General features: G+C 47.8%; 26 protein-coding genes and 1 tRNA gene. 13 read left to right on the top strand and 14 right to left on the bottom strand.

Annotated elements, in window-relative coordinates; genetic code table 11:
• Nucleotides 1-47: 47 nt before the first annotated feature.
• The 5 genes from PSE6802_RS0114600 to petP form a co-directional block, all read right to left on the bottom strand.
• Nucleotides 48-1238 carry an amino acid ABC transporter permease gene (locus PSE6802_RS0114600; RefSeq protein ID WP_019500801.1) on the bottom strand — a complete coding sequence of 397 codons (1191 nt, stop codon included), beginning with the start codon at nt 1236-1238 and terminating at the stop codon, nt 48-50.
• An 8-nt stretch (nt 1239-1246) separates the two neighbouring features.
• Nucleotides 1247-1915 (bottom strand): Uma2 family endonuclease, encoded by a 669-nt coding sequence (locus PSE6802_RS0114595; protein WP_019500800.1) that lies wholly within the window; start codon nt 1913-1915, stop codon nt 1247-1249.
• A gap of 158 nt (nt 1916-2073) precedes the next feature.
• A complete protein-coding gene (locus PSE6802_RS0114590; protein ID WP_019500799.1) occupies nt 2074-3132 on the bottom strand; it encodes a Get3/ArsA fold putative tail anchor-mediating ATPase NosAFP in 1059 nt (352 codons plus the stop codon).
• On the bottom strand, nt 3104-3415 hold the full coding sequence (locus PSE6802_RS0114585; RefSeq protein WP_019500798.1) for an HU family DNA-binding protein: 312 nt from the start codon (nt 3413-3415) through the stop codon (nt 3104-3106). Before PSE6802_RS0114585 ends, PSE6802_RS0114590 begins: the two co-directional genes overlap by 29 nt.
• Entirely contained in the window at nt 3415-3612 is a 198-nt protein-coding gene (petP, locus tag PSE6802_RS0114580) for a cytochrome b6f subunit PetP (protein WP_019500797.1), read from the bottom strand. Before petP ends, PSE6802_RS0114585 begins: the two co-directional genes overlap by 1 nt.
• Nucleotides 3613-3670: 58 nt before the next feature.
• Here petP and panB point away from each other — a divergent pair, with 58 nt between their 5' ends.
• Nucleotides 3671-4462, top strand: coding sequence for a 3-methyl-2-oxobutanoate hydroxymethyltransferase (gene panB / locus PSE6802_RS0114575; protein WP_026103314.1), 792 nt, complete (start codon nt 3671-3673; stop codon nt 4460-4462).
• 98 nt (nt 4463-4560) lie between these two features.
• Nucleotides 4561-5199: an HAS-barrel domain-containing protein gene (locus PSE6802_RS0114570; protein ID WP_026103313.1), complete on the top strand. Its 639-nt coding sequence runs from the start codon at nt 4561-4563 to the stop codon at nt 5197-5199.
• 192 nt (nt 5200-5391) lie between these two features.
• Here PSE6802_RS0114570 and psaK read toward each other — a convergent pair whose 3' ends face one another.
• A complete protein-coding gene (gene psaK / locus PSE6802_RS0114565; RefSeq protein WP_019500794.1) occupies nt 5392-5658 on the bottom strand; it encodes a photosystem I reaction center subunit PsaK in 267 nt (88 codons plus the stop codon).
• Nucleotides 5659-5925: 267 nt separating this feature from the next.
• Between psaK and PSE6802_RS0114560 the strand changes: the two genes are divergently transcribed.
• Both PSE6802_RS0114560 and PSE6802_RS0114555 read left to right on the top strand, forming a co-directional pair.
• Complete coding sequence (locus tag PSE6802_RS0114560) at nt 5926-7380, top strand: carotenoid oxygenase family protein (protein WP_019500793.1); 1455 nt, start codon at nt 5926-5928, stop codon at nt 7378-7380.
• A gap of 109 nt (nt 7381-7489) precedes the next feature.
• Complete coding sequence (locus tag PSE6802_RS0114555) at nt 7490-9682, top strand: lytic transglycosylase domain-containing protein (RefSeq protein WP_019500792.1); 2193 nt, start codon at nt 7490-7492, stop codon at nt 9680-9682.
• Nucleotides 9683-9733: 51 nt separating this feature from the next.
• Here PSE6802_RS0114555 and PSE6802_RS0114550 read toward each other — a convergent pair.
• A tRNA-Arg gene (locus PSE6802_RS0114550) sits at nt 9734-9807 on the bottom strand.
• A gap of 147 nt (nt 9808-9954) precedes the next feature.
• Here PSE6802_RS0114550 and cutA point away from each other — a divergent pair.
• Complete coding sequence (cutA, locus tag PSE6802_RS0114545) at nt 9955-10284, top strand: divalent-cation tolerance protein CutA (protein WP_019500791.1); 330 nt, start codon at nt 9955-9957, stop codon at nt 10282-10284.
• Between the two features lie 20 nt (nt 10285-10304).
• Here the strand turns inward: cutA and hisC are convergent, their stop codons facing one another.
• Nucleotides 10305-11354, bottom strand: coding sequence for a histidinol-phosphate transaminase (gene hisC / locus PSE6802_RS0114540; protein WP_019500790.1), 1050 nt, complete (start codon nt 11352-11354; stop codon nt 10305-10307).
• Between the two features lie 311 nt (nt 11355-11665).
• Here hisC and PSE6802_RS0114535 point away from each other — a divergent pair, with 311 nt between their 5' ends.
• The 6 genes from PSE6802_RS0114535 (at nt 11666) to PSE6802_RS0114510 (ending at nt 16745) form a co-directional block, all read left to right on the top strand.
• Nucleotides 11666-13381, top strand: a complete 1716-nt coding sequence (locus PSE6802_RS0114535; RefSeq protein WP_019500789.1) for a DUF3352 domain-containing protein — start codon at nt 11666-11668, stop codon at nt 13379-13381.
• Between the two features lie 196 nt (nt 13382-13577).
• Nucleotides 13578-14255, top strand: a complete 678-nt coding sequence (locus PSE6802_RS29025) for a hypothetical protein (protein ID WP_019500788.1) — start codon at nt 13578-13580, stop codon at nt 14253-14255.
• Nucleotides 14256-14311: 56 nt separating this feature from the next.
• Nucleotides 14312-15103, top strand: a complete 792-nt coding sequence (locus PSE6802_RS0114525; RefSeq protein ID WP_019498649.1) for an IS5 family transposase — start codon at nt 14312-14314, stop codon at nt 15101-15103.
• Nucleotides 15104-15580 carry a hypothetical protein gene (locus tag PSE6802_RS0114520; protein WP_019500787.1) on the top strand — a complete coding sequence of 159 codons (477 nt, stop codon included), beginning with the start codon at nt 15104-15106 and terminating at the stop codon, nt 15578-15580.
• Nucleotides 15577-15939, top strand: a complete 363-nt coding sequence (locus PSE6802_RS0114515; RefSeq protein ID WP_019500786.1) for a hypothetical protein — start codon at nt 15577-15579, stop codon at nt 15937-15939. The genes PSE6802_RS0114520 and PSE6802_RS0114515 overlap by 4 nt, the downstream gene beginning before the upstream one ends.
• Nucleotides 15940-15941: 2 nt before the next feature.
• Complete coding sequence (locus PSE6802_RS0114510) at nt 15942-16745, top strand: hypothetical protein (RefSeq protein WP_202950702.1); 804 nt, start codon at nt 15942-15944, stop codon at nt 16743-16745.
• Nucleotides 16746-17122: 377 nt separating this feature from the next.
• Here PSE6802_RS0114510 and PSE6802_RS0114505 read toward each other — a convergent pair whose 3' ends face one another.
• Genes PSE6802_RS0114505 through PSE6802_RS0114495 form a run of 3 tightly spaced genes read right to left on the bottom strand, consistent with a single transcriptional unit; the run spans nt 17123 to nt 18554 of the window.
• Nucleotides 17123-17509, bottom strand: a complete 387-nt coding sequence (locus PSE6802_RS0114505; protein WP_019500784.1) for a type II toxin-antitoxin system VapC family toxin — start codon at nt 17507-17509, stop codon at nt 17123-17125.
• Nucleotides 17506-17730 carry a type II toxin-antitoxin system Phd/YefM family antitoxin gene (locus PSE6802_RS0114500; protein WP_019500783.1) on the bottom strand — a complete coding sequence of 75 codons (225 nt, stop codon included), beginning with the start codon at nt 17728-17730 and terminating at the stop codon, nt 17506-17508. The genes PSE6802_RS0114505 and PSE6802_RS0114500 overlap by 4 nt, the downstream gene beginning before the upstream one ends.
• A 41-nt stretch (nt 17731-17771) precedes the next feature.
• Nucleotides 17772-18554 (bottom strand): ABC transporter permease, encoded by a 783-nt coding sequence (locus PSE6802_RS0114495; protein ID WP_019500782.1) that lies wholly within the window; start codon nt 18552-18554, stop codon nt 17772-17774.
• 137 nt (nt 18555-18691) lie between these two features.
• Here PSE6802_RS0114495 and PSE6802_RS0114490 point away from each other — a divergent pair, with 137 nt between their 5' ends.
• Nucleotides 18692-19873 (top strand): aspartate aminotransferase, encoded by a 1182-nt coding sequence (locus PSE6802_RS0114490; protein ID WP_019500781.1) that lies wholly within the window; start codon nt 18692-18694, stop codon nt 19871-19873.
• 91 nt (nt 19874-19964) lie between these two features.
• Nucleotides 19965-21125 (top strand): glycosyltransferase family 4 protein, encoded by a 1161-nt coding sequence (locus PSE6802_RS0114485; RefSeq protein WP_019500780.1) that lies wholly within the window; start codon nt 19965-19967, stop codon nt 21123-21125.
• Nucleotides 21126-21382: 257 nt separating this feature from the next.
• Here the strand turns inward: PSE6802_RS0114485 and PSE6802_RS0114480 are convergent, their stop codons facing one another.
• The 3 genes from PSE6802_RS0114480 to PSE6802_RS0114470 form a co-directional block, all read right to left on the bottom strand.
• Entirely contained in the window at nt 21383-22006 is a 624-nt protein-coding gene (locus tag PSE6802_RS0114480) for a ribonuclease D (RefSeq protein ID WP_019500779.1), read from the bottom strand.
• A 35-nt stretch (nt 22007-22041) separates the two neighbouring features.
• Nucleotides 22042-23349: a sensor histidine kinase gene (locus PSE6802_RS0114475; RefSeq protein WP_036945644.1), complete on the bottom strand. Its 1308-nt coding sequence runs from the start codon at nt 23347-23349 to the stop codon at nt 22042-22044.
• A gap of 135 nt (nt 23350-23484) precedes the next feature.
• A complete protein-coding gene (locus PSE6802_RS0114470; RefSeq protein ID WP_019500777.1) occupies nt 23485-24216 on the bottom strand; it encodes a response regulator transcription factor in 732 nt (243 codons plus the stop codon).
• Nucleotides 24217-24257: the final 41 nt, after the last annotated feature.

The following is a 24257-nucleotide window of genomic DNA, read 5'->3' as shown; positions in this document are numbered from 1 at the left end:
AATAACCGATAATTGTAGGGGCAGCGCCTCGTACCTGTCTGCTAGCCCTAGGAACTAGATGCGAGGGATTTCTCTAGTTTGCGGCTACCCAAGGACATAGAGTAACAGAAAATCCAGTAGATTAAAGCAGCAAATAGATACACTTCCGCATATCTGCCGATGTAGTCGGGTTGTGCCAGAATCGTGCGGCAAACTCCCATCAAATCTACCAGACCGACGATCGCAACTAGAGAAGTATCCTTAAACAAACCGATAAACTGACCGACGATCGCCGGAATTACTGCTTTTAGTGCCTGCGGCAAAACAATCAGCAACACTGTCTGCACCACATTTAAACCCAACGCCTTTGCTGCTTCTATTTGTCCGCGTGGAATCGCTTGCAGGCCGCCGCGTACGTTTTCGGCGAGATAGGCAGCGCTAAACAGGACAAATCCCATCACGGCACGGATGACTCGCGATACTTCTACCCCTGGCGGCAACAGCAACGGAAACATCACCTGTGCCATGAACAAAATACCGATCAGGGGCAAGCCGCGCACCACCTCGATGTAGATCGTGCTGAACCAGCGAAATATGGGCATCGTGCTTTGTCTGCCCAACGCCAACAATACTCCCAACGGGAAGGAGAGAAAAATACCACCCACAGCCATCAAAACGGTTAATAGTAAACCATTCCATAGATTATCTGGAACCACCCTCAGCCCAATACCACCACCAATTAACCAAATTAGTAATGGAAATGACAGCAGCCAGATTGCAAATAGCCAATTCCCAACAACAGGTTTGAGTTTTTGTCCTGCAAAGAAACCAGCAAATACCGTGGCACCGATCGCTAAAATCCATACTTTGTCCATGAGAGCGATCGGCAGCAATGCCAACAGCGCCACGGGTACAGCACCGACGAATATGGCCACTCCACGGCTGAACCTACCCCAAATGCCCCAGGATAAACCTGAAAGCAGAGATAATAAAGTCGTTACACCCCAAAGCCTGGCAGCTTGATCGATCGGATAGCGCCCAATAAAAAATTGGTAGAGATTAACGCTTAATACCTCCCATTGGGCGGTACCAGTTGCCCATACCCAAGCACCAGTAGCGACCTTGTAGATAAACAGCAAGCACAGTACTGTCAGGATGCTATTAAACCAACTACTAAACAAATTGGCTCGCATCCATTGCACCGGATCGTTGGGTGTAATTGGCGGCAGACGACTTTCAATAGTTTGCTGTGGTTCCATGCGGTTTCCTATAAATGTTCGACAAATTCCCGATACTCCGGTGTCGATAATCCAGTTTGCAATACCGATAGCACGGTTGCGAGATCGCCAGAAAGCAATGCTGCTACCGCTAACCACAAACCTGGAAATACTCGACTGCGGCAAATGCCCTGTTCGTCGGTTGGTAAAGTCACGTAATCGTCTGCTTCTAGCACAAACCAGTCCAGTTCCCCGTCCAACGTGCGCCATACAATGTATTCCTGTACGCCACAGCGTCGATACGCCCGCTTTTTATCATGTAGATCGATCGCCACGCTGCTAGCTGCCACCTCTACCACAAGTTCCGGCGCGCCGGTAATGTAATCATCGGCATCAATTACGGCTTGCCGACCGGGAATGAATAGCACCGCATCTGGTTGTGGCTCATTGTCGCGATCCAATCTTACTGTAGGTTCGATTCCTAAAATCGCACCTACAGTAAACGCCTTGTAGGTTCCGAGCCAAGTAGTTAATAAGCCATGCGGTTCGCCATGACTTCTCAACCTCAACGGCGATGCCATGTAGGTAACTCCTTCAATCAGTTCGGCTTTTTTGATGTTGACCATTGCCTGGTAGCGCCGCTCAAATTCAGACCGAGATAGACGATCTCCATTTTCTAACGGCGGAATTGCTAATGGCTGTTTTAGAACTGTAACCATGCTGTTCACCTACTGGAAAGAACCAGTTATTCTATAGCGATCGTAAATGATTTTTGAAAAAGGGGGATGTTGGGGCACAGCCCCACGCAGGGGTTCTACCCCTGCACCCCGTTCGTAAATGATTTACGATCGCTATATAGAAGTTTAACTAACCGTGGCTAGCCAAAAGAAATGATTAGATAGCTATCTTGAAATTTAGCACCTGTAGCTTGCTTTCCAACTAGCTCCGGTGGCAGAAAAATATTGCGTCTCTGATCGCCAGCTTCGATCGTAACTTCTGGCCCCGACTGGATTAGTTTAACCTGGCGTTTGTCAAATGTGGGTAAAAATAGCCTCACTTGACGGGTACTGACATCAATTGCCATCGGGGCGGGTGCGAGGTTAGCTGCCATTGGAATCGCTAATTCAGTGAGGTTTTCGGCGATCGCTTCCACTGGCAACGGCGCAAACTCATCCGCTGCTACGTGCCCCCGCGCGAATACGCCACCCACGGTCAGACCCACCTGCTGGGCGCTGCCCCACATATACTTTGCCGTACTAATGGCGATCGCATCGCTAGTAGTAACCAGGTAGGCAGCCACGCGATCGGGATTGCTGACAGCTTGCTGCCCTCTAGACAACACATCCGTCATTTGCCCCGCTTGCTGCGTAATGTCTTCTGTAGCCGAAACCTGAAGGACGCTCCGCAAAATTGGCTCTACAAATGGAGATAAAGCTTGCCCGATCGCCGAACCAGTCAGCACTAGACGAAAGCGCCGCAAATACCATCCCAAAATTTCCGGCATCCCTAACATGCGCAGCGCAATCAGATCGCCGATGCCATCGTAAATCAGCACGTCGTATTTACCTTCCGCATCGCGCTCGCGCAGAAAACTCAAACCGAGCGCCGTATCCATGCCAGGTAATATCCCCAGTTCTTGCCCGTAAACTTCTTTAAAAAATGGCGTGCGCAGGTACTGGCTTTCCAAGTTTTTCATCTTTTCCCAGTAGCGCTCCAGAAGCGTCGTCGATTCTAGATGCACGGCATTAAATCCCGTCATTACCTCTTTGGCATCGCAGTCTAGATCGACTCCCAGCATCTGGCTCAGGCTCGGCCCTGCCTGCTGACCGACCAACAATACGCGCTTGCCCTGCCGTGCAAAAGATCTAGCTGCCGCGATCGCTACCGTGGTCTTACCTACGCCACCTTTACCGAGAAATGTCAGGATTAGAGCCATGCTTCACTTGCTGTTTCAATGCGGGGCTGGGGGAAAAGTAAGGTACTGCGACCGAGGGGATTTGGATGGGAGCGTGGGTGTGGGGATGCATGCCCTGACGCGCGCGACGCTGTCGTACGCCAAATTTACCAAAGTCGCTGATTGTAACTGACTGATGTTCGATTAAGGCTTGAGAAATGCAAGAGATCGCTGCCTCTAAACTGGCGGCGGCCATGCGATGGCTGAGACCATCTACCTCAGCCATCATGCCGCGAATGATATCCTGGCGATTGAGATCGGCCATTAAGCCCAAACTTCTTCTAGTTCGTCTTGAAAAAACCAGGTGGACGCATTATCGTTGAATGCGACGATATAGCCCATTTTGCCACCATCAACAATCTTAGGTTCTTTAATTATTCCAACCTCTCCCACTTTATTGGCAAACTCAGGAGCGCCTTTATCTTGGAAACCACGAATGCGAACTTTTTGACCAACTTGCATATTTAATGTTCTAGTTTGATATTGATTGACTTTTGAAATCTTTAATAAAGTTTACATTATGGCAGTAACCGTTGCCCAACTACAAACATGGAAAAAGGAAGGCAGAGCGATCGCAGTGCTGACGGCGACGGAGTATGCAATCGCTAAAATACTTGATGCGGCTGGGGTAGACGTTATCCTTGTGGGTGACTCGCTGGCAATGGTGGCACTGGGACATAAAACCACATTGCCAGTCACGTTAGATGAAATGATTCACCACGCCAAGGCGGTCGGACGCGGTGTGGATCGTGCCTTACTGCTAGTGGATCTGCCATTTTTGAGTTACCAGTGCAGTCCCGAACAGGCACTACATGCAGCAGGGCGAGTGCTAAAAGAGACAAATGCGCAAGGGATTAAGGTAGAAGGAGGCTATCGGGATCTTGTGAATACGATCGCGAAGCTAGTGCATGCGGGCATTCCAGTCATGGGACACCTGGGCTTAACGCCACAGTCCGTCCATCAATTGGGCTACCGTCCTCAAGGCAAAGATCCGAAAACAGCAGAGCAGATTTTCCAGCAAGCGCAAGCGCTGGCAGAAGCTGGAGTATTTGCGGTTTTGTTGGAGAATATACCCGCTGCTCTCGGCGATCGCATTACCAAAGCACTGACTATTCCTACAATAGGAATTGGTGCAGGAAGCGGCTGCGACGGTCAGGTTCTGGTTACCCACGATTTGCTGGGCTTATCGGATTGGCAGCCACCTTTCGCCCGCAAATACGTTGACTTACGCGCATCGATCTCCAAAGCTGTAGAGCATTACTGCACTGACGTACGCGATCGTACTTTTCCCCCCAACTCCCATCACCCGTAAGGGTTTAGCATTTGTCCGATAATCTTTGCGTCAAACGCGATCGCTCTCAACAAATGCTAAACCCCTGCGCCATCGCCCATCACCCATCACTCAAAAATATGCGCCTACCACTTCCCCAATATGCTGCCCCAAATCTTAACCCCGATCGCATTGCTGAGGTAGTCGAAACTTCGACGGCTGAATTTATGGCTCAGTGCTTGGAACCGGAGGGACTCAATTTCCCAACCATGCCAGCTTTCGGCAGTTGGGTGAAATCGATTAACGAAGAAGAAAATACTGGAGTAACCTATGGTGTGGTTTACCACGCTACAACTGCTCCCATTGACTCGGTACATAGAGCAAGGGCATTGGGCTTATCTTTGACCGAGCTAAGAGAGCAGCAGCCGCAGATTTTTGCCATGCTCAAAACCGAGATAAGGGTGGCACTTGTGGGGTTTGTCGTTGGCGATCGCGTTTACCAGCACCTTCCCTCTCGCCCCCCACAGATCCATCAGGCGGTATATACCTGCAATATTAAAGAAATCGAAGAATTTACAGAAGAACTATATTTTCTACGTACCCTCACGCAGCTAAGCGGAGCGCCAGTAGATGAGTTAGTAGCAGCCGTTTTGAGGGATGTTTACCAAGCGAGAGGGTGCGATCGCGAGTGGCTGGTCGGTGCGGGTCGCAACCTCAGCATTTTGCTTAAGGATGACTACGATCGCCTGGGTGCTATTCTCAGCCAGGTTCACGTTTGATCCCAAATCCTGGTTTGCTACCCCCCTTTTCCTGGAGTCTATGCAGGTAGACTTTGTTTGTGTAGCCGCGACTTCCAGTCGCCAGGCAATCTTAAACACTGAAGGCAATAGCATGACGCTATTGCCTTCAGGAGTACCTTCTTACAGAGGTTTCTTAAGATTTTCTAGTTACCAGAACCTGGACTTTTAGATCTAGAGCAAGCCCGCTTGGGAAAGGCCCAAAATCATGCCAGCACCCAGGATATGACCAAAGCTTGCCGTTGCGAGTAACTCCGGTACGCCAAAGCCTTGGAACATACCAGGCATTTCTGCTGGCAGTGCAGGCCCAACGCCCTTCTGCTGAATGGCATAGCGACCGATGGAGACGGCAACCAGGTTGCAGACGATCATAACTAAACCCACACTAACTGACCAGGTGGGTGTTGCAGGAACGCTGGCAAGCAGGAATAAATTTGTCATAAATTTCTTTAGGCTATTTAGTATGCTTTTGTTTGCCAATATCCTATGCCGAATTGGGGACGCTGAGTATTTACCCTCAATTTAAATTAATTAAACTTTGCATTCCTCAAAAAAAATTGATGTTGGTGTAGTTAAATTTAGTCAGATCTGCCCGCAACGCTACTTCGTATTACTAATTAGTTGCTTGCATTTCAGGGGGTCTCCCTTATAGTGTAGGTAGGCGTAACTAAATGTAATCAAAATTTACTTATCTTTAAATTTAAGTTTATGGTGCAGGCTGTAACCCCTACTTTCTCAAAATCTGACTGGCAAAAGGGCTATGAATCCTTAAGGACGGAAAATTCGTACTGGATAGAGCATGTCGATGGTGCGATTCCCCAAAATCTGGTTGGCACCTTATTCCGCAATGGGCCAGGGTTATTAGACGTGAATGGGCAAGCTTACGGTCATCCATTTGATGGGGATGGCATGGTCTGCGCCATTACGTTGGCCAACGGGCGCGCCCACTTTGCCAACAGTTTTGTGAAAACACCGGAATTTTTAGCCGAACAAGAGGCTGGACGGATTTTGTATCGGGGGGTATTTGGCACGCAGAAGCCAGGTGGCTGGTTGCAGAATATATTTGACCTGCGATTCAAAAATATTGCCAATACCAATGCAATCTACCATGCTAAGAAGCTCCTAGCTTTATGGGAGGCCAGCCGCCCCTACCAACTCGATCCCGCCACGCTAGAAACCATAGGGATTGAGAGTTTTAATGGTGTACTAAAAACCGGTCAAGTATTTACAGCCCATCCCAAACTCGATCCCGAGACTGGCGATCTATGGGGCTTTGGAGTTGAATCGGGGCCAAAGTCCAAAATTTCGGTTTATCGCATCGATCCTGATGGCGTTTTGACAGAGCAGTTTCAGCAGAAGGTAGCGGGATTTTGCTTTCTCCACGACTTCGCTTACACGCCCAACTACCGCATCTTTTCCCAGAATCCTGTAGAGTTTCAGCCCCTTGGCTTCCTATTCGGGATGAAAACAGCGGGGGCTTGCTTAGATTTGAAACCCAATACACCTACCCAAATTCTCTTATTCGATCGCAACGGCAAGCTCCGCACCTTTACTACCGATCCCTGTTTTATCTTTCACCATTGCAATGCCTTCGAGCAGGATGATGCAGTAATACTTGACTCCATTTGCTACAGGGACTACCCCAAACTCGAACCGAATACCAATTACAAAGAAATTGACTTCGAGCGCGTAATTCCGGGTCAACTCTGGCGCTTTCATATCGATCTGCGTTCCGGTAAAGTCGATCGCCAGTTAATCGTAGAACGTTCCTGCGAGTTTCCCGCGATTAACCCCCGGCTGGTAGGAAAGCCGTATCGATATGCTTACCTGGGCGCGATCGCCCAGCCCCCCACTACACCTGGGAACGCACCGCTCCAGGCAATTGTCAAAGTCGATCTGCACACAGGTCAGCAAGAACTGCATAGCTTTGCACCTAGGGGGTTTGTGGGCGAACCCGTATTTATTCCTCGTCCGGGTGCGGTGGCAGAAGACGATGGTTGGTTAGTCTCGATCGTATTTGATGCCGCTAGCGATCGCTCTGACGTGGTAATTCTGGATGCTCAAAACATTACAGCACCAACCGTTGCCACCCTGCATCTCAAACACCATGTTCCCTACGGTTTGCACGGCAACTTTACACCCGAAATTTGGTCGAAAGCATAGGCGATAAGATTGACTGAGGTGATAAAATACGCCCTAGATCGATAGGGTGCATTCATAGTTTCTGTTCGTATCTCGCCCGCTCACACTCAACTAATCCAGATATTTCCAGATGAAGCAATTAACTCGTTGGTCGCTGGTGCTGGCTTGCAGCACTACCCTAGTCGGAGCTACTACCTATCACACTACGGCTAGAAACTCTTTCCAATCCAATAACCTCCTGGCTGCTACCATTGATGCTAGCGATCGCGACTCTGCTTCTGTCCCATTTGACCTCTTACCCAATTTAGCTCCACCTCAACAGTTGGCGCAGTTGCAGGCGCAAGCTCAAACAACACAACTATCGCCGGAACGCAATCGCTCCCGCTATGTTTTAGCCAACCTGCATCTGGCTAATCGCAATCCTCAGGCGGCTATCCCATTACTGGCGGGCTTGGAAACGGAATACCCCGTGCTGGCTGATTATGTCTTGCTGAAGCGGGCACAGGCTCTAACTGCATCGTCGGATCTCAATGGAGCCAGGGCGGTCTGGCAGCAAATTCTCAGTCAGTATCCCGATAGTCCCGCCGCCGCCGAAGCTTTGTATGCCCTGGGACAATTTCCCCAGTTAATGTCAAAATTTCCTTCTCATCCGCGATCGCAGGATGTCTTGCTAGCCGAATTGCGCAAGAGCCCCAATCGCCCTGATTTGCTAATTAGCATGGCGGTTTACTTTAGGGACTACAAGGGCATCTTGCCTTTGTTAGATCGCCTGGTCGGTCTTAAGGGCGTGGTGCTTACACCCGATCGGTGGTGGGCGATCGCTGAGGGATACTATGACAATGCCGAGTATGGCAAAGCCAGTCTTGCCTACGCCCGCGCCACCTCCAATCCCTATACTGCCTATCGCTTGGGGCGCAGTTTCCAACGCAATCGCCAGAAAGATCGGGCGATCGCCGCTTATCACAGCGTGTTTCAAAAGTTTCCCAACAGTCCCCAAGCACCAAGGGCGCTGATTCGCCTGATCGATCTCTCCAGACCAGAAGAGGCAATTAGGTTTGCGGATATCGTAGTGGCAAAGTATCCCAACACGGCGGGCGAAGCATTATTGAAAAAAGCGGATATCCTGCAACAGCAGGGTAACGCTCAGGCAGCTAGCAATGCCCAAACTTTACTGCTCAATAACTATGGCAGCAGCGACGCAGCAGCTCAACTTTCCTGGCGCTATGCCAAACACCAGGCTCGGTCTGGGCAGTTAGATCGGGCAATTACTTGGGTAAATCGCATCGTAGCCAACGAACCAGAGAGCGAAACGGCACCGGAGGCTGCCTATTGGGCGGGGAAATGGGCAACTCGACTCGGCGATCGGGCTACGGCTCGCCAGATGTATACCTTTGCCGTAACTAAGCACCCTCAATCTTACTTTGCCTGGCGATCGGCCAATCAACTGGGCTTGCAGGTGGGTGACTTTACCACAGCCCGCAGCATTCAGCCGTCGTTCAACCGTCCTAGCACGCGCAGTCCCCTACCCGCAGGCAATCCAGCTTTGTCGGAACTCTACATGCTCGGCCAGGATCGCGATGCTAGCGATTACTGGCAGTTTGCGATACGGGGGCAGTTAATGAAGAACCCGAGGGAAATTCTTACCGATGCGATCGTGCGCCTTGGGGTGAATGACAACATTCGCGGTATTGCCAAAGCTGACAGTCTCAATTGGCTCGACGTTACCGCTACCGAACAAGCAGAAATTAACGAACTCAAAAAGCAGCCCATTTTCTGGCAGGCATTGTATCCTTTCCCCTACTATTCCACCATATCTAACTGGGCAGGACAGCGCAACCTACCACCGCTGCTGGTTATGGGGTTAATTCGCCAGGAGTCCCGCTTTGAGCCGGAGATCTTATCGCGATCCGGCGCGGTGGGCTTGATGCAAATTATGCCGGATACGGGTCGCTGGATTGCTTCTAAGCAAGGCATATCAAACTATTCGCTTAAAAATCCCGAGCATAATATCGAGATGGGAACCTGGTATTTTGACTACACGCATCGAGAGTTCGGCGATAATTCCATGCTGGCGATCGCGAGTTACAACGCTGGCCCCGGTGCGATCGGGCGCTGGGTCAAGAGTCGCGGTATCGGCGATCCCGATGAATTTGTAGAATCGATTCCCTTCGACGAAACGAGGGACTATGTCTATCGCGTATTTGCGAATAACTGGAACTACATGCGGCTTTACTCGCCCCAGGTGCAGCAAAAGCTAGCTCAGCTAGAAGCCGAGTCAGTCAAGCTGTCTACATCTCAGGTAAAAAACGTTGAAAAGAAGTAAACGCTTACCCCCTTGAAAAAATGCCTTGCATTTTTTCAAGGTTTTTTAAAACGGGCCTGATTGGACTCTAACCAATGACCGACCGCTTAGAAGGCGGTTGCTCTATACAACTGAGCTACAGGCCCAAGACGTGCAAAATCCATTAAACCACAGGTTAGTTAAATTATCGATATAGCCGTGGTTCATTTTGTGGGGCAAATCTGGTATTGTTCTGGGCAAGTCGAAAATTAGCGTGACTGCCCTTATTCTAGCCAAGACAAAAGTACCAGAATATGCAAGATGCTAACGAGCTAGTTATAGTGATGACCACATTGCCAGATCGGGGTACGGCACAGCACCTGGCTCGTATCCTGGTAGACGAGCATCATGCTGCTTGCGTACAGATTTTACCTGGAATTACGTCAACCTATTTTTGGCAAGGAGAGCTATGTACGGAATCCGAACATCTACTGATGATCAAAACTCTATTTAGCAACTATGCTGCCCTGGAAGGAAGGTTGCGATCGCTTCATCCCTATTCAGAACCAGAAATCGTTGCCGTTCCTGTCATTGCTGTCAGCCAGGGTTATCTACGCTGGGCAATTAACTCGTTGAATAAATAGCAAAAACTTAGCGATCGACATCACAAAATGCTGCCTAGTGCCTCGATCAATGCTTGGTTTTCCTCATCGGTTCCAACCGAAATTCTCAACTTATCCTCCAACCCTGTTTCCTTAAAGTACCGCACCAAAATCCCTCGATCCTTTAATGCCAGATATATAAACTCGGCATTACCCTGTGGTGGAGTTGCCAATACAAAATTCGTATGGGAGTCCAATACCTTAAATCCCAACTTGCGCAAATCAGCGGTTAGTTGAGCGCGCGATCCTTTGACCTTCTCGGCGCAGGTATTTTTATAGTCGCGATCGCGTATAGCTGCCGTCCCCACTGCGATCGCGATCGCATCGATATTGTAACTATCCTTCACCTTAAACAGACCGGACAGCAATTGCGGATTTGCCACGCCAAACCCCAAACGCAATCCCGCCAGGGAATAACCTTTCGATAAAGTTCGCAACACGATTACATTTTCAAATTCCCGTACCAAAGACAATGCCGAGGATTCTGCAAAGTCAACATAGGCCTCGTCGATCGCTACGATTCCCGATACGCTTCCAGCTAATTTCCGCAGATCGTCCAAAGGCACCGTATGCCCCGAAGGACTATTCGGCGAAGCAATAAACGTAATCGCCCCATTGGCTGCAACGAGATCGGCGATCGGTAACTGGAAATTGTCTGGGTAGGGTACCTCAACTACTTCGGCGGGCTGCATGGCAGATAAAGTGCGATACAAAACGTAGGTAGGCATGGGATATACTACCCGTCGCTCCTGCCCCTCCGCACAGGCTCGCACCAATACATTCAATACATCATCGCTACCATTGCCAACGATGACCCAGTCCGCAGGCACGCCCAACTCATCGCTAACGGCCTGACAAAACTGCCACGCAAACGGATCGGGATAGCGCCGCAAAGCATCCGGCTCCACATGATGCAACGCTGCCATCGCTTTAGGCGAAGGTGGGTAAGGGTTTTCATTCGTATTAAGTTTAATTACCTTAACACCAGATTTTGGCTGCTCTCCCGGAACATACCCAGACATCGCATCAATAGCAGGACGAAAATAGCCCATAGAACGTAGATCTTAAATTCAGCCCATTCATTCTAACTATAGTCGTTAGCTTTCAGCAGCTAGCTTTAGAGACTGCTTAGGCAAGATACTTTGCAGTTGATGCTATAGCAAATCTCATAACCTGGCATTACGATCTAGTCCTCGGGTTAAGACCGATTTAGTTGAGGGCAGGCACGGAGGCACTGCCCCTACAAGTAACCACCCCTAACCCCCATACCCCAAATCCACGTAAATTTCCACATAATTTGAGCTAAAGCCTGCACGATCGGCGGTAGACTTAGTCACGATAAGCGCTGTTCCCCAGTTTTTCTATGAAGGCAAAATCAGTTTTTATCGGTATTGCAGCGGCGGCAATTGTATTGCTGCTCTTGAGTATTACGGCAGTATCGAGGGTTTTGAGTGCGTCCCCTGGCAACCTGTTGCGCGATGCCACAGTCCAGCCGATCGCCGCCACGTTCTTGCCCAAGCGATCGCCATTGGTGGCCTCTTTCCTTGTAAATCCCGATAAGCTGGGCTTATCTGCAAAACTGGCAGCGCCACCGGGCGATCGCGCCGCGCTCCGCCGCGAGATCGACGATCTGAAGCGGTTGGTGAAGCAAGAGTGGGCGCTGGATTACGATGCCGATGTCAAACCCTGGTTGGGGAATGAAGTTACTTTTGCTGTCACCACCACAGATCTGGATCGCCAACCGGAGAATGGCTTGCAACCGGGTTACCTGCTGGCACTGGAGATCGATAAACCAGGGGTAGCAAAAAAATCTGTGGAAGCATTCTGGCAAAAACAGGCGATCGCTGGAATCGATCTAGCCTTCGAACAATATCAGGGAGTACCTTTTATCTATGCCACGCCTACATCCAAGCGTCCAGGACTGACGGCGGGCATTTTGGGCAAGTTTGTGCTGTTAACCAACGATCCCAAAGCGATGCGCAATGCCATTAACGACATTCAGGTACCGGATCTGGCACTTGCCAGCTTTAACAACTACAAAAAGAGCGTAGGTCAGCTATCCGAAGCACGCGTTGGGGTAGCATTTGTCAATTTGGCAGAATTAGGCAAATGGGGGGCAGGCAGCGGTTCTATCCCGTCGAATTTAGCTAACTTGCCTGAAGCCGCAATTACTCTGGGCTTGGGCTTAGATCGGCTGGGCGTGAAAGCGGAGACGCTTTTGACTCTAGATTCGCTGGCTAATTTACCCGCGATCGCCGCGAGTACTTCTAGTGCTACAGACAACAAGGCTACCCAGTCTATCCCAGTGGGCAGTTCGGTAATTGTGGGGCGAGATTTGCAGCAAACCTGGCAGCAGATTAATGCCGCCGTACAGCCCTATCCCGAACTAACGGCACTCTTGGATCGGACGATCGCTCTGGTGTCATCTCATCTAGGGTTTAGCCTGGAGCAAGATATCTCTGCTTGGGTGCGGGGCGAATATGCCATTAGCTTACAACCGCAAGCCGATCGAGCAAACGACTGGGTATTTGCCGTCCAAAAAACTAATCCTGAGATCGCTAAGACAGCGATCGCTCAACTTGACGACTCCGCGCGCAGTAAATCGAAACTAACCGTAGGTGAGTTGGAGGTTGACGGACGCGAACTCACGGTTTGGACTCGACTCAGTGCGGCGATCGGCAAAGCCGACAAAAAAGTTTCCAGTCCTGCTGCCATAACTGGAACGGTAGCGGCTGTGCGCAGCCAGACTCCAGATCTAGTCCTGGTTGCCAATTCCGTCGATGCGATGGAAGCAGCATTGACTGCTAACCCCAAATCTTCCGATTACAAATCGAATGCCAAAGCGATCGCCGCTACGCTACCTCGCAATTACCAGACCTACGCTTATCTGAATGAAAAATTGGATTTGGCAGCATTATTAGCGGATGTACCTGGACTGAAGCAAATGAGCGATCGCATTACCAAATCTAAGCTGCCAATAGTTGATCGCATTAAAGCCATAACCATTGCGAGCGCGTCATCTAACACCAAAGACAGCCCGAATGTCAGGCGCGGCCAGATATTTTTAGTTTTGGAATAAAGATAATGTATTTGAGCCTATTAATACCGTAATACATGTCATAGTAGGACATACAGGCGGTATAGATTGCTCAGCATAAATGCGACTTAAACCATAAAGTTATATTTTGCCCCTAAAAAAGGGGTTTGGAAAAATGTTACAATAATCATTGATCGATTATTATAATTTATAGTTAACACAAGATAGTTAAACTCTTATGGGCATTGATGCTTTTATCGATCTAGGTTTTTCAGACAAAGATTTTCTCCGTCATTTTTTGTCTAGCCCAGAGTTTACTACTACTACTTTAAAAAAAATAATTTCATCGAAAAAAACTAATCAGTCGAAGGATGATTTGGTTAGTGAAGTTGAACGTGCTTTGGATAATAAGACTATCTCAGCAAATGATATTCTCTTAGCATATCTAGAGTGCCCGAAATCATGGTTGAGCTTCAAATTGGGAAGTCATTCAAAAGAACCTGACTTAGAAGATGCTGCCTTTCTGCTCAGTAGTTTTGGAGAAGAGAAATGGTACGGTGCAATTAATGCCAAAAAGAGTGATAAAAAATGGTACGTCCGCGTTCATAAGATCTCTAGCCCTTCCTATATTGGAATAGGTGAAGCTCGCACATTAGATCGAAATCGAAATATTCGTTGGATTATTGCAGCCGAGATTTGTTCAAATTATATCGCCCTCCATTGGAAGGGTTTTAGCTATATACTTCAAGAAGAATCGGACATTAGGCAACATCAATTTCCATATTGGATGCATATCCCAAAATTCTTTGATGAGTTGAAAGAGCTACTTGAGGGTAACTGGGAAGACCCAAACTTAAATAAACTTATATTGTCAGATCTATGGCATAAATATCTTAAGAAGCCATTTAGGAAGTAAAAGGCGCACCAAAAGCAGGTATAAATACTGATGAAGTCTAGTATAAACCTGAAGAGATGCGCCGATCCTATAATACCGATTTATCCAACCAAGAATGGGAAATTATCGCACCCATGCTACCCAAACCATCAAAATGGGGTAGGCCACCCAAAACAAATATGCGAGAGTTACTGAATGCCATTTTCTATATACTCAAAAATGGTTGTACATGGCAGAATCTACCCCATGACTTTCCGCCTTACTCAACGGTCTATTTCTACTGGCAAAGGTGGGAAAGAACTGGGCTACTGGAGGAGATTAATCGCAAATTGAGCCAACAATTTAGGGAAAAGGTTAGTAAAGAGGCGACCCCAAGCTTGGTGAGTATCGATAGCCAGAGTGTGAAGACAACAGAAAGTGCGGGCAGTCGAGGTTTTGATGGCGGTAAGCAAATCAAGGGCAGAAAACGCTTCGCTATGGTTGACACCTTGGGCTTAGTTGTAAAGGTGTTGGTGTGTGCAGCTAACATCGGTGAAAGAGCAGGAGCTAAGCAGTTGTTACAGAATCTCACATCTCCATTACCACGATTAGAGAAAATTCTGGTTGATGCTGGATTCTCTGGTGATGAAATCACACAATGGGTCAACGACAACTTCGGATGGCTTTGGGAAGTTAGCAAACGGGCAGACAATCAGAAAGGTTTTGTAGTGGAGTCAAAGCGTTGGGTGGTAGAGCGAACCTTTGCTTGGTTAGGTAATTGTCGTAGACTAAGCAAGGATTATGAATTTTATGAGCAAATGTCTGAATCGTTTATTTACTTGGCTTTAATCCGCAAAATGCTAAGAAATCTGGCAACTGCGACTTCCTAAATGGGTTCTAATAGTGAATTGGGAGGTTTTAAGTATCAATGGCAGCATTTACGTATCAGGGCTGAAGCATCAGGAGTAGCTCTAAATGCTCGAAGTTCTGGGAGTTCTGATATTGATGTTAGAGGGTTACAGGCACTATCAAAACAGTTAGCTAAATCCGCTATCGAATCTCTAAAATTAGAAGGTTCAGAAGATTCAGAAAGGTTTTCTGATGTAGAAAGTGCAATCTTGAGAACACTGATACAAGAATGGGGAACTAAGTCTTATGAATTTCGCTTGGATAGACTAGATCTATCTTCTGAGGATGAACTGTCTAGCAAGGAACATGTATTCAAAGCACATTGCTATTTTGGAGCTAAACCTAGTTCAAAGACTCCAGATATCTTCATACATTTAAATTGTTATCTGGAATACGGAGGTAGTCATGCAGCATTAGAATTTTTAATAAATGAGCTTGGGATAGGAGTAAAAAAATGACTCAGTTCTCTTGCAACAATCTAGAATTGTTAAATGATGATCAGAAGGAGTTACTTAGCAGTCACTTTAGTGAAGTAGGCAGCAATATAATGCCTCATCAACTTGCAGCAAAACTAGGACTAAAATACTCTGAAGCGCTTGCAATATTAACGATTTTAAGTAGTTCTGAATCTACTGAAAGCTCTCTACTGATTTACCATAACTGTGATCCAGAGGTAGCAGCAGGAGCAATTCCCTATGGCACTGGATTCCCAAAACTACCTTGGCATTGTCCTTTATGCGACAAGGATGTGGAAGACTATTCAGAGCTATTTTTTGATGTTATGGTCAAAGCGCTTGACAAGATTGAATTTGTATGAGCATGAGCCAAAACGATTATGTTAAGCAAGTACTTGAAGCTTTAGAAGTCTTAAAAAACCGCGATCCAAACGATACTTCTGACATAGCTCTTTTAGCATCGTATTTATACACTGCAATCCCAGAACTGTCTGAACATCTTTCTAAACTCAAAAAATTTGTAGATTTAAATAAACCTACTCAAGATGACATCCAGAAAGCTGGTTATCTTCTAGAAGAAATAGCTTTGCTAAGTTTTTGTGGTTTAAGCGGCTATACAAGCCTTAAGAGTTTCCGTTCACCATCTTCTCAATACGATCTCGTGATTGGTGGGGATACGGTAGAGTGGAAATCAATTTGTGATTTGCTATATATAGAATTTAATCAGAGAGACATAGTCGTGGAGGCGAAAGCAACTACAGAGAAGTTGTCGGATAGCCAATTTGCAAGATTATGCTGCATTATGTCATACAATCTTACTAATACCAGCTTAGGAGTATTTTTTACTTTGAATGGTGCATCTGGATTCCCAGAAGAAGGTAAAGCCAGGCAGCAAAAGATAGGAAATTCTAGGTTACGCCAAGTTGTTTTTCATGCAGCTACTAAGAAAGCAATAGTGGTTTTTGATAAATATGACATTTTAACTTTGGATCAAAACGGTTCACTAATTACTTTACTGATAAGAAAAATCAGAGATTTATGTGAGCTGACTGGTAAGCCAAATGCCCCAGTTGAGGAATTTGTAGAAGTCGATTTGCCTGAGTCTCCTAGTCGTCTTAAACAGCTTTACGAGGAAATTTGCATCAGGCAAAATACTGTAACTTCATAGAGGAAACACTATAAGGAGGGCGAACAATGTCCAACTTAGTGGAACATACCGGGTAACAATTTATTTTGCATTAGACATATTGGCAAAAGTCTTGAGATGATACAAGCGATACTGATCGAAAGGAGGAATCATGGGTCAAATTATTGTTACTATAATGGGGGCTAGGAGATCTTCATCTAGTCATACTTCCTTAATTTTTTGACACTTCACCCTTAATCTGATGGGATTTTTTGCGGTCAAAACTGCTTTAACTGCTGAGTGGGCGTGAAAAACTGACGAGCGATCGCTTTTGTAATTCTGTGAGTGAGGCGATCGCCATGTTTATTTAGAGATGTGCATGGGGCGATCGCCTCTAAATAAACATTGAATCATATCAATTACCACAGTATAGCTATGGGATAATTTTCAAATATGATGTCTTTTGTGATGACAGATATATTCTCCGCAATACTCTGAGCAATTATAAGCCGATCGAATGGATCTTTGTGGTAAAAAGGCAGTTTTGCCAACTCATCTAAATGCTCTGGCAATATTTCGAGTACATCAATGGCATTCCCATACACTTCGCGCTTGACTAAATCGGTGAAAGTCATTCCAAGTTCTAATTTACCAATACTTGTCTTTACCGACATTTCCCACAGACTAGCAATGCTCAAGAATCTTTCACTTTTTGGGTTTTCAATCAAAATCCTTGCTTCTTCGCTGAGCTTGAGGTTCCCCTCAATGAACCACAAGAAGGTATGGGTGTCGAGTAAGAGCTTCATGGAGTATATTGCTCAAAGCCTTCAACTGGGTCGTCAAAATCATCTGATAATTTTACTAACCCTTTAGCACTGCCAAATTTAGGTTTTTTTTCTGTGGAGATCGGTACAATCTTGAAAGATCTCCCATCACTATGAATAATAACAACTTCTTCACCATTGGATACTTCTTCGACTAACTCAGCTAGTTGTGTCTCTGCTTCTTTTAAGTTAATCTGGTGCATCGATCGTTCTCCACAAAAGCTAGTAACTTACATTATAGCTATCAGAACTGCTTCAACTGCTGAGCGGGCGTGAAAAACTGACGAGCGATCGCTTTAGTTACAAATAGAGACGTAATCAAATTGGAAGCAGTAATCGCAAACAAAATTACTAATTGGTAGCGAATCGCCAGTAGCGGCGACACGCCGCCTAAAATCTGTCCGGTCATCATTCCAGGCAAAGTTACCAGTCCCACCACCATCATGCCGTTGATACTGGGAATCATGGCGGTTTTAATTGCATCGCTTTCATAGGCTGCGATCGCCTGTTGAGCGGTTGCGCCCAACGATAGATGAGTTTCGATTTCGCGAGCGCGATCGCTAAGCGCCGCCGTTAATTTCTCTGCCGCGATCGATGCCCCGTTCATAGCGTTGCCTAAAATCATGCCTGCCAGCGGGATTAGATATTGCGGCGCGTACCACACACCAGGTCGCACCACGATCGCCGTGGTATATGCCAAAATCGTACCCGCACCCACCACAACCGACAGCCACACCAATGGCAACACGAACGGAACTTTCTTGCCAATGCGGTGCCTGGCTTCCACCGAAGCGATCGCGCTCATCACCAGAACCACCAGCAAGATTACCACTGGCTGCTTCAGATCGAAAACGGCATCGAGTAAATACCCCACGATGACGAGCTGGACGATGCTGCGTACCGTGGCGATCGCTAAACTGCCAGCCAGACCGAGCTTTTGCCATACGGACAGACCAGCGGCGATCGCCATCATTGCGATCGCCAGCAGCATTTTTTCTAGATCGAGTTCTACGGGTGGGGTTAACACTGGTATTTATGAATTGTGAAATCGCCGCGATCGAAGATATATAAGCAGCTATTATGAAAGATTGTATCAATGCATACTGCTAAGTTTGTCCGAATTGCTCATACACCTTAGATCGACTTTGTAAACCTTGTAAACCTATGAAAGACTGGCTACAGCCCGCCCAACGTTTAGGAAGCCTCCCGCAATATGTATTTGCCCGCCTGGACGAGCTAAAGCTCAAGGCCAAAGAGCAAGGGCTGGATTTAATCGACCTGGGTATGGGAAATCCAGACGGAGCAACGCCTGCGCCAGTCATCAAGAGCGCGACTCAAGCATTGCACGATGCCAAAAATCACGGCTACCCTCCCTTTGAGGGTACTCCTAATTTTCGGCGTGCCATTACGGAATGGTACCATCGCCGCTACAAAGTATCGCTCGATCCAGAAAGCGAAGCATTGCCATTGATTGGCTCCAAAGAGGGGCTGACGCATTTAGCACTTGCCTTTATTAATCCGGGCGATCTGGTGATAGTTCCCAGTCCTGCCTATCCCGCACACTTCCGGGGGCCATTGATTGCCGGAGCGGAAATTTATGAAGCCATCCTCAAGCCAGAAAATAACTGGCTGCTAGATTTAAATAGCATCCCCGAATTGGTGCTGCAACGAGCCAAGGTGCTCTTTTTTAACTACCCCAGCAACCCAACTACGGCAGTGGCTTCGCGGGAGTTTTTTGAGGAAGTAGTGGCAGTTGCCCGTAAATACGAGATCTTGCTGGTGCACGACATGGCATATGCAGAGCTTGCCTTTGACGGCTATCAGCCTACCAGTCTGCTAGAAGTCCCTGGCGGTAAGGATGTGGGCGTGGAATTTCATACAATGTCCAAGACCTATAACATGGCAGGCTGGCGGGTTGGCTTTGCCGTGGGCAACCGCCATGTGGTTCAGTGGCTGCGCACCTTGAAAACCAATATTGATTACGGTATTTTTTCCGCAATTCAGGTGGCGGCTGAAACAGCACTAAACCTACCGGATTCTTACTTAGAAACCGTGCGGAACCGCTACCGCGATCGCCGCGACTTTCTCATTGAGGGTTTGGGCAAACTGGGCTGGAATATTCCCAAAACCTACGCCACGATGTACCTCTGGGTACCATGTCCGCCCGGCACCAAATCCACCGATTTTGCGCTTGACGTGCTGAGCCGTACAGGTGTAGTCCTGACTCCTGGCAATGCTTTTGGTAAGGGTGGCGAAGGCTACGTCCGCATTAGCCTGATTGCCGATCGCGATCGCCTGGGCGTAGCACTGCAGCGTCTAGAAGAAGCAGGCATACGCTATAAGTAAAAGTGGTTTCTAATGGACTATTTCACGGAAAGCGGCGACAATTATGATAGGTAATTATATTGTTCGTTAATTTTTTTAAATCGCGTAATTAATGCACGTAGCTTGGCTAGGTAAGAAAACACCCGTATGTGGCAATGTCACCTACGGTCGCGAGATCACAAATGCTTTGTTGGAGCGAGGTCATAAGGTGAGCTTTTTGCACTTTGCGTCGGAAAGCGAAGGCGAAACCGAAGACGACTATCCCATCGATACGCTCCAGGAATGGCAGGAAGTCACTTTACCGTTCTTGTATAAATCCACCATTTACACCGTTCCTACGCTCAGGACTAGCAAACTTTTAGTTGATTCCTTGTACAATCTGAAGCCAGATGTGGTACATGCATCCTTAGCTTTATCCCCACTTGACTTTCGCCTGCCGGAAATCTGCGAAGAGATTGGCGTACCACTGGTTGCCACATTCCATTTGCCATTTGATGTCAAGCGTCGCAACCTGACTTCGAGCACGCAACAAATTACATACCAGATCTACGCTCCTTCGCTGGCAGACTACGATCAGGTGATCGTGTTCTCGGCGATTCAACGCGATCTGCTCAAAAAGCTAGGCGTGCCGCGCAGTCGCATCGCGATCGTTCCCAATGGTGTCGATCCGGAAAAATTCTCACCAGGGCCTTCTAATATCAAAGCAGAGTTAAAGGCAGAGCGACTATTTGTATACCAGGGCAGGCTGGCACCGGAGAAAAATGTGGAAGCACTGCTCAAAGCCTGGCGCAAACTGAGATTACCTTCTACTTGTAAGCTAGCGATCGTGGGTGATGGCCCCCTGGCTCCCAGCCTGAAGGCATTTTACGGCCTAGATCCGACGATTGAATGGATGGGTTTTATCGGAGACGATCGCCGACGGATTGAGATTTTGAGAGGGGCAGATGTATTTATCTTGCCTTCGCTCGTAGAAGGCTTATCTTTGTCTCTACTGGAAGCGATGTCCTGCGGAGTTGCCTGCCTTGCAACCGATGTGGGCGCAGATGGGGAAGCGCTAGCCGATGGTGCGGGCATCATTTTAGATCCCAGAAAACTGACCTCGCAGCTTTGCACGCTACTACCTCTATTTGTATCTCATCCCGAGATGGTGAGTATGTTGGGGCAAAAGGCCAGAAAGCGGGTGTTGGAACGTTATACTCTGAACAAAAATATCGATCGCGTGGAACAGTTATACGCTCAAGTACTCCGCCAACCAAAGGTTAACGTTAGCTAGAAAGAAGTTCTCATTCTCATGACCAAATCTGCATCAATTATCCCTATATTGCCTGGCGACTTCCAGTCGCGGCTATAGCGGTTTTCAGATCGGAAAGAGCAGGGGTTTGGGGGCGTTGCCCCCAAGAAGGGGTGGAACCCCTTCACCCCGTCAATAAAACCCGTTCTCAAGTGAAAACCGCTATACACAAACAAAGTCTGCCTTCGCGGACTTAAGGGAACAAATCAAAGGATTTGGTATTATCTACGAGAAACCTCTTAATGGCGAAATATATCTTCGTAACCTAGTAAATCCAGATTGACCAGGATAGGTAGATAATTAAAACTAGCTAGAGCTAGTTCGTAGCGTTCTTCGCGCTCGAGCATTTCGATCAGTTTTTTGCGCACAGGTAGTAAATAACGGACATCATTAGCGGCATATTGAAGTTGCGTATCGGAAAGTTCGTAAACGCTTCCCCAGTCAGAACTTTGGGAGGTTTTATCGAGTTCTATTTGTTCGAGTTCCTTAATTAAATCCTTTAAGCCATGTTTGTCAGTGTAGGTACGGGCTAGTTTGCTAGCGATTTTGGTGCAGAAAATTGGAAACGTAGTAATTTGCAGATATGCCTTTAACATGCCCACGTCAAACCGAGCAAAGTGAAATACTTTGGTCACATCCGGTGCTTCCATCAGTTTTTTGAGGTGCGGTGCGTTCGTAATACCGCGCTGGATTCTCACCATGCTGACACAGTCACTAGCATCGCAGATTTGGACTAAACACAGGCGATCGCGACGCGGAATCAACCCCATCGTTTCCGTATCAACAGCGATCGCGCCACATTGTAAGTAGTACTCAAGGGCGGTGCTATCGATGTCGTTATCGAAAACTTGAAAATTCTTCATTCTGGCTTTATCTGACTTTACTAGACTACTTGGGTTTAATCTTCACCAATGTAGCAGATTGGGAGATTAACTCGCACCCAAGCCCCACCAGTCTCGGGATGGTTGCTGGCGGTAATGCTACCTCGGTGTGCCTGTACGATTTGACGCGCGATCGCCAAACCCAGACCGCTACCACCACTGTTACCAGCAGAGCGCGCGCGCGATTCGTCAAAGCGATAGAAGCGGTCAAATACGTACGGTAGAGCTGCTTCAGGGAATCCCTTACCATAGTCGATCGCTTCAATTATGGCTTGTCGATTGCCGCGATCGTCGCTCTCAACGCCCAGCTTGACCAATACGGGTTGCGATGGGGGGCTGTGTTTAATACTGTTATCAAACAAATTGAGCAGCAAGCGATAAATCCTCGATTCATCGACTTCAATATCCAAATTACCAGGCCCGCGATACTCTAAACTCACCTGTCGTTGTGCTGCCAGAGGTTCGAGGTTCGACCATGCGGACTGTATTAATGTTGGCAGATCTACATGACTGAGATTTAATCGTACGGACATACCAGTATCCATCTGACCGAGATCGAGTAAATCCTCTACTAAATTACCGAGGCGAATTACTTCATGCAGCAGGCGTTCCATCCACTCTCTGAGATCGGGCGCAACACGACTGGATAATGTCTCTACGATCAGGCGCACGGATGTCAGCGGTGTTTTGAGTTCGTGCGCGACATCCGATGCCCAGCGATCGCGTTGCTGCTGAAGAACGGCTGCTTCCTGACAGTCCTCAATAAAGATGCCAATATGCTCGTGGCGCAAAGGCACGCTATGTCCCCTGAGCGTTTGCTCCTGCTGCTGCACGGGATGCAGCGGATCTGGAACGACCCGATGAAATACCCACTTCTTTTGCTGAGCCTGTTGGGTTGTCCGAGTCTGGGCGATTAACAAATCCAATTCGTAGGAACGCACGATTTGTAATAGCAAGCGTTTAGTAATAGCGTAATCGGAGCGAACTGGGATGCCAAGCAAATTGCAAGCCTTGACATTAATCCAGCACAGACAATTCTCCTCATCTACTTCCAGGTAGCCAATCGGTGCATTTTGAAGAATCTGCTGCCAATCATCATGCTCTGGCTCCAATAGATAGTTCTCTGGCTCGCGATCGCCACCGAGCATATCGATCTGGACCTGCCTCGTCGAACTTGTTATGCGCTGGAGCGATTGCCATATCAATCCCTCACTCAGTATAAGTCCTTGTCGTTCCAGATCGCGCTTTAACCTGAGGTAAAGCCAGATTGCACCGCCGCATAGCAGGATTAGACTAGTCGTAAAGCCTAGGAGGAACCATAACATGGGATTGGGTGTTAGGGGTTGGGTTATGGTGGTTGTGGTTGGTGGTTGGTGGTTGGGGCAGCGCCTTCTGCCCTAACCCTTGTGACTGCCCTAAACCTATCGGTTTAACCGACCAATTGGGAGAGAGATGGAGAGTCAACCCAGCCTGTAGCCGAAGCCTCGGACTGTAACCAGGTATTTGGGGTCGCTGGGGTCGGTTTCTAGTTTTTCGCGGAGCCAGCGCATATGGACATCGACGGTTTTGCTATCGCCGACAAAGTCAGTACCCCAAATTTTTTCTAGCAACTGTTCGCGCGACCAGACGCGGCGGGGGTGGCTCATGAACAATTCCAAAAGCCGGAACTCTTTCGGAGAAAGGCTGACTTCTTTGTCACCGACCGTAACGCGGCATTCCTGTAAGTGCATAGTCAGGTCGCCGAATTTTAAAACGGGGCTGCTAGCAGTTTGCTGGTTGTAACCGATGCGCCGCCGCATTAAAGCACGGCATCGCGCTATTAGTTCGCGCATGCCAAAGGGTTTTGTGAGGTAATCATCCGCACCTACCTCCAGGCCAACAATGCGATCGGATTCGCTGCCCTTGGCACTCAACATTAAGATCGGTACGGAATTTCCAGCATGGCGGATGGTACGACAAAAATCTAGACCGTTGATATATGGCAACATGATATCTAGAACGACTAAATCGACGCGATCGCCATTTTCTAGCGCGCCTAAGGCACTGTAACCATCCTCTGCAGTTATGACCTCGTAGCCTTCATCCCTGAGGGCGAGAGCAATAGTGTTACGAATGATCGTTTCATCCTCAACCACCAAAATACAACCCAAAGCGGTATTTGAATGGGGCTTAACAAGTTCTGGAGAGAGCATATAAACTTTAATTTTTACTTTTTGTTTTTTGCTTCGCACTT

Source organism: Pseudanabaena sp. PCC 6802, assembly GCF_000332175.1.
Taxonomy (GTDB): Bacteria; Cyanobacteriota; Cyanobacteriia; order Pseudanabaenales; family Pseudanabaenaceae; genus PCC-6802.
The sequence above is the reverse complement of the archived record's forward strand: the minus strand, read 5'-3'. Positions and strand labels throughout refer to the sequence as shown.

Coding starts and splice junctions, on each gene's coding strand:
- PSE6802_RS0114600 (WP_019500801.1), bottom strand. CDS start 1,238: ATGGAACCACAGCAAACTATTGAAAGTCGTCTGCCGCCAATTACACCC.
- PSE6802_RS0114595 (WP_019500800.1), bottom strand. CDS start 1,915: ATGGTTACAGTTCTAAAACAGCCATTAGCAATTCCGCCGTTAGAAAAT.
- PSE6802_RS0114590 (WP_019500799.1), bottom strand. CDS start 3,132: ATGGCTCTAATCCTGACATTTCTCGGTAAAGGTGGCGTAGGTAAGACC.
- PSE6802_RS0114585 (WP_019500798.1), bottom strand. CDS start 3,415: ATGGCCGATCTCAATCGCCAGGATATCATTCGCGGCATGATGGCTGAG.
- petP (WP_019500797.1), bottom strand. CDS start 3,612: ATGCAAGTTGGTCAAAAAGTTCGCATTCGTGGTTTCCAAGATAAAGGC.
- panB (WP_026103314.1), top strand. CDS start 3,671: ATGGCAGTAACCGTTGCCCAACTACAAACATGGAAAAAGGAAGGCAGA.
- PSE6802_RS0114570 (WP_026103313.1), top strand. CDS start 4,561: ATGCGCCTACCACTTCCCCAATATGCTGCCCCAAATCTTAACCCCGAT.
- psaK (WP_019500794.1), bottom strand. CDS start 5,658: ATGACAAATTTATTCCTGCTTGCCAGCGTTCCTGCAACACCCACCTGG.
- PSE6802_RS0114560 (WP_019500793.1), top strand. CDS start 5,926: ATGGTGCAGGCTGTAACCCCTACTTTCTCAAAATCTGACTGGCAAAAG.
- PSE6802_RS0114555 (WP_019500792.1), top strand. CDS start 7,490: ATGAAGCAATTAACTCGTTGGTCGCTGGTGCTGGCTTGCAGCACTACC.
- cutA (WP_019500791.1), top strand. CDS start 9,955: ATGCAAGATGCTAACGAGCTAGTTATAGTGATGACCACATTGCCAGAT.
- hisC (WP_019500790.1), bottom strand. CDS start 11,354: ATGGGCTATTTTCGTCCTGCTATTGATGCGATGTCTGGGTATGTTCCG.
- PSE6802_RS0114535 (WP_019500789.1), top strand. CDS start 11,666: ATGAAGGCAAAATCAGTTTTTATCGGTATTGCAGCGGCGGCAATTGTA.
- PSE6802_RS29025 (WP_019500788.1), top strand. CDS start 13,578: ATGGGCATTGATGCTTTTATCGATCTAGGTTTTTCAGACAAAGATTTT.
- PSE6802_RS0114525 (WP_019498649.1), top strand. CDS start 14,312: ATGCGCCGATCCTATAATACCGATTTATCCAACCAAGAATGGGAAATT.
- PSE6802_RS0114520 (WP_019500787.1), top strand. CDS start 15,104: ATGGGTTCTAATAGTGAATTGGGAGGTTTTAAGTATCAATGGCAGCAT.
- PSE6802_RS0114515 (WP_019500786.1), top strand. CDS start 15,577: ATGACTCAGTTCTCTTGCAACAATCTAGAATTGTTAAATGATGATCAG.
- PSE6802_RS0114510 (WP_202950702.1), top strand. CDS start 15,942: ATGAGCCAAAACGATTATGTTAAGCAAGTACTTGAAGCTTTAGAAGTC.
- PSE6802_RS0114505 (WP_019500784.1), bottom strand. CDS start 17,509: ATGAAGCTCTTACTCGACACCCATACCTTCTTGTGGTTCATTGAGGGG.
- PSE6802_RS0114500 (WP_019500783.1), bottom strand. CDS start 17,730: ATGCACCAGATTAACTTAAAAGAAGCAGAGACACAACTAGCTGAGTTA.
- PSE6802_RS0114490 (WP_019500781.1), top strand. CDS start 18,692: ATGAAAGACTGGCTACAGCCCGCCCAACGTTTAGGAAGCCTCCCGCAA.
- PSE6802_RS0114485 (WP_019500780.1), top strand. CDS start 19,965: ATGCACGTAGCTTGGCTAGGTAAGAAAACACCCGTATGTGGCAATGTC.
- PSE6802_RS0114480 (WP_019500779.1), bottom strand. CDS start 22,006: ATGAAGAATTTTCAAGTTTTCGATAACGACATCGATAGCACCGCCCTT.
- PSE6802_RS0114475 (WP_036945644.1), bottom strand. CDS start 23,349: ATGTTATGGTTCCTCCTAGGCTTTACGACTAGTCTAATCCTGCTATGC.
- PSE6802_RS0114470 (WP_019500777.1), bottom strand. CDS start 24,216: ATGCTCTCTCCAGAACTTGTTAAGCCCCATTCAAATACCGCTTTGGGT.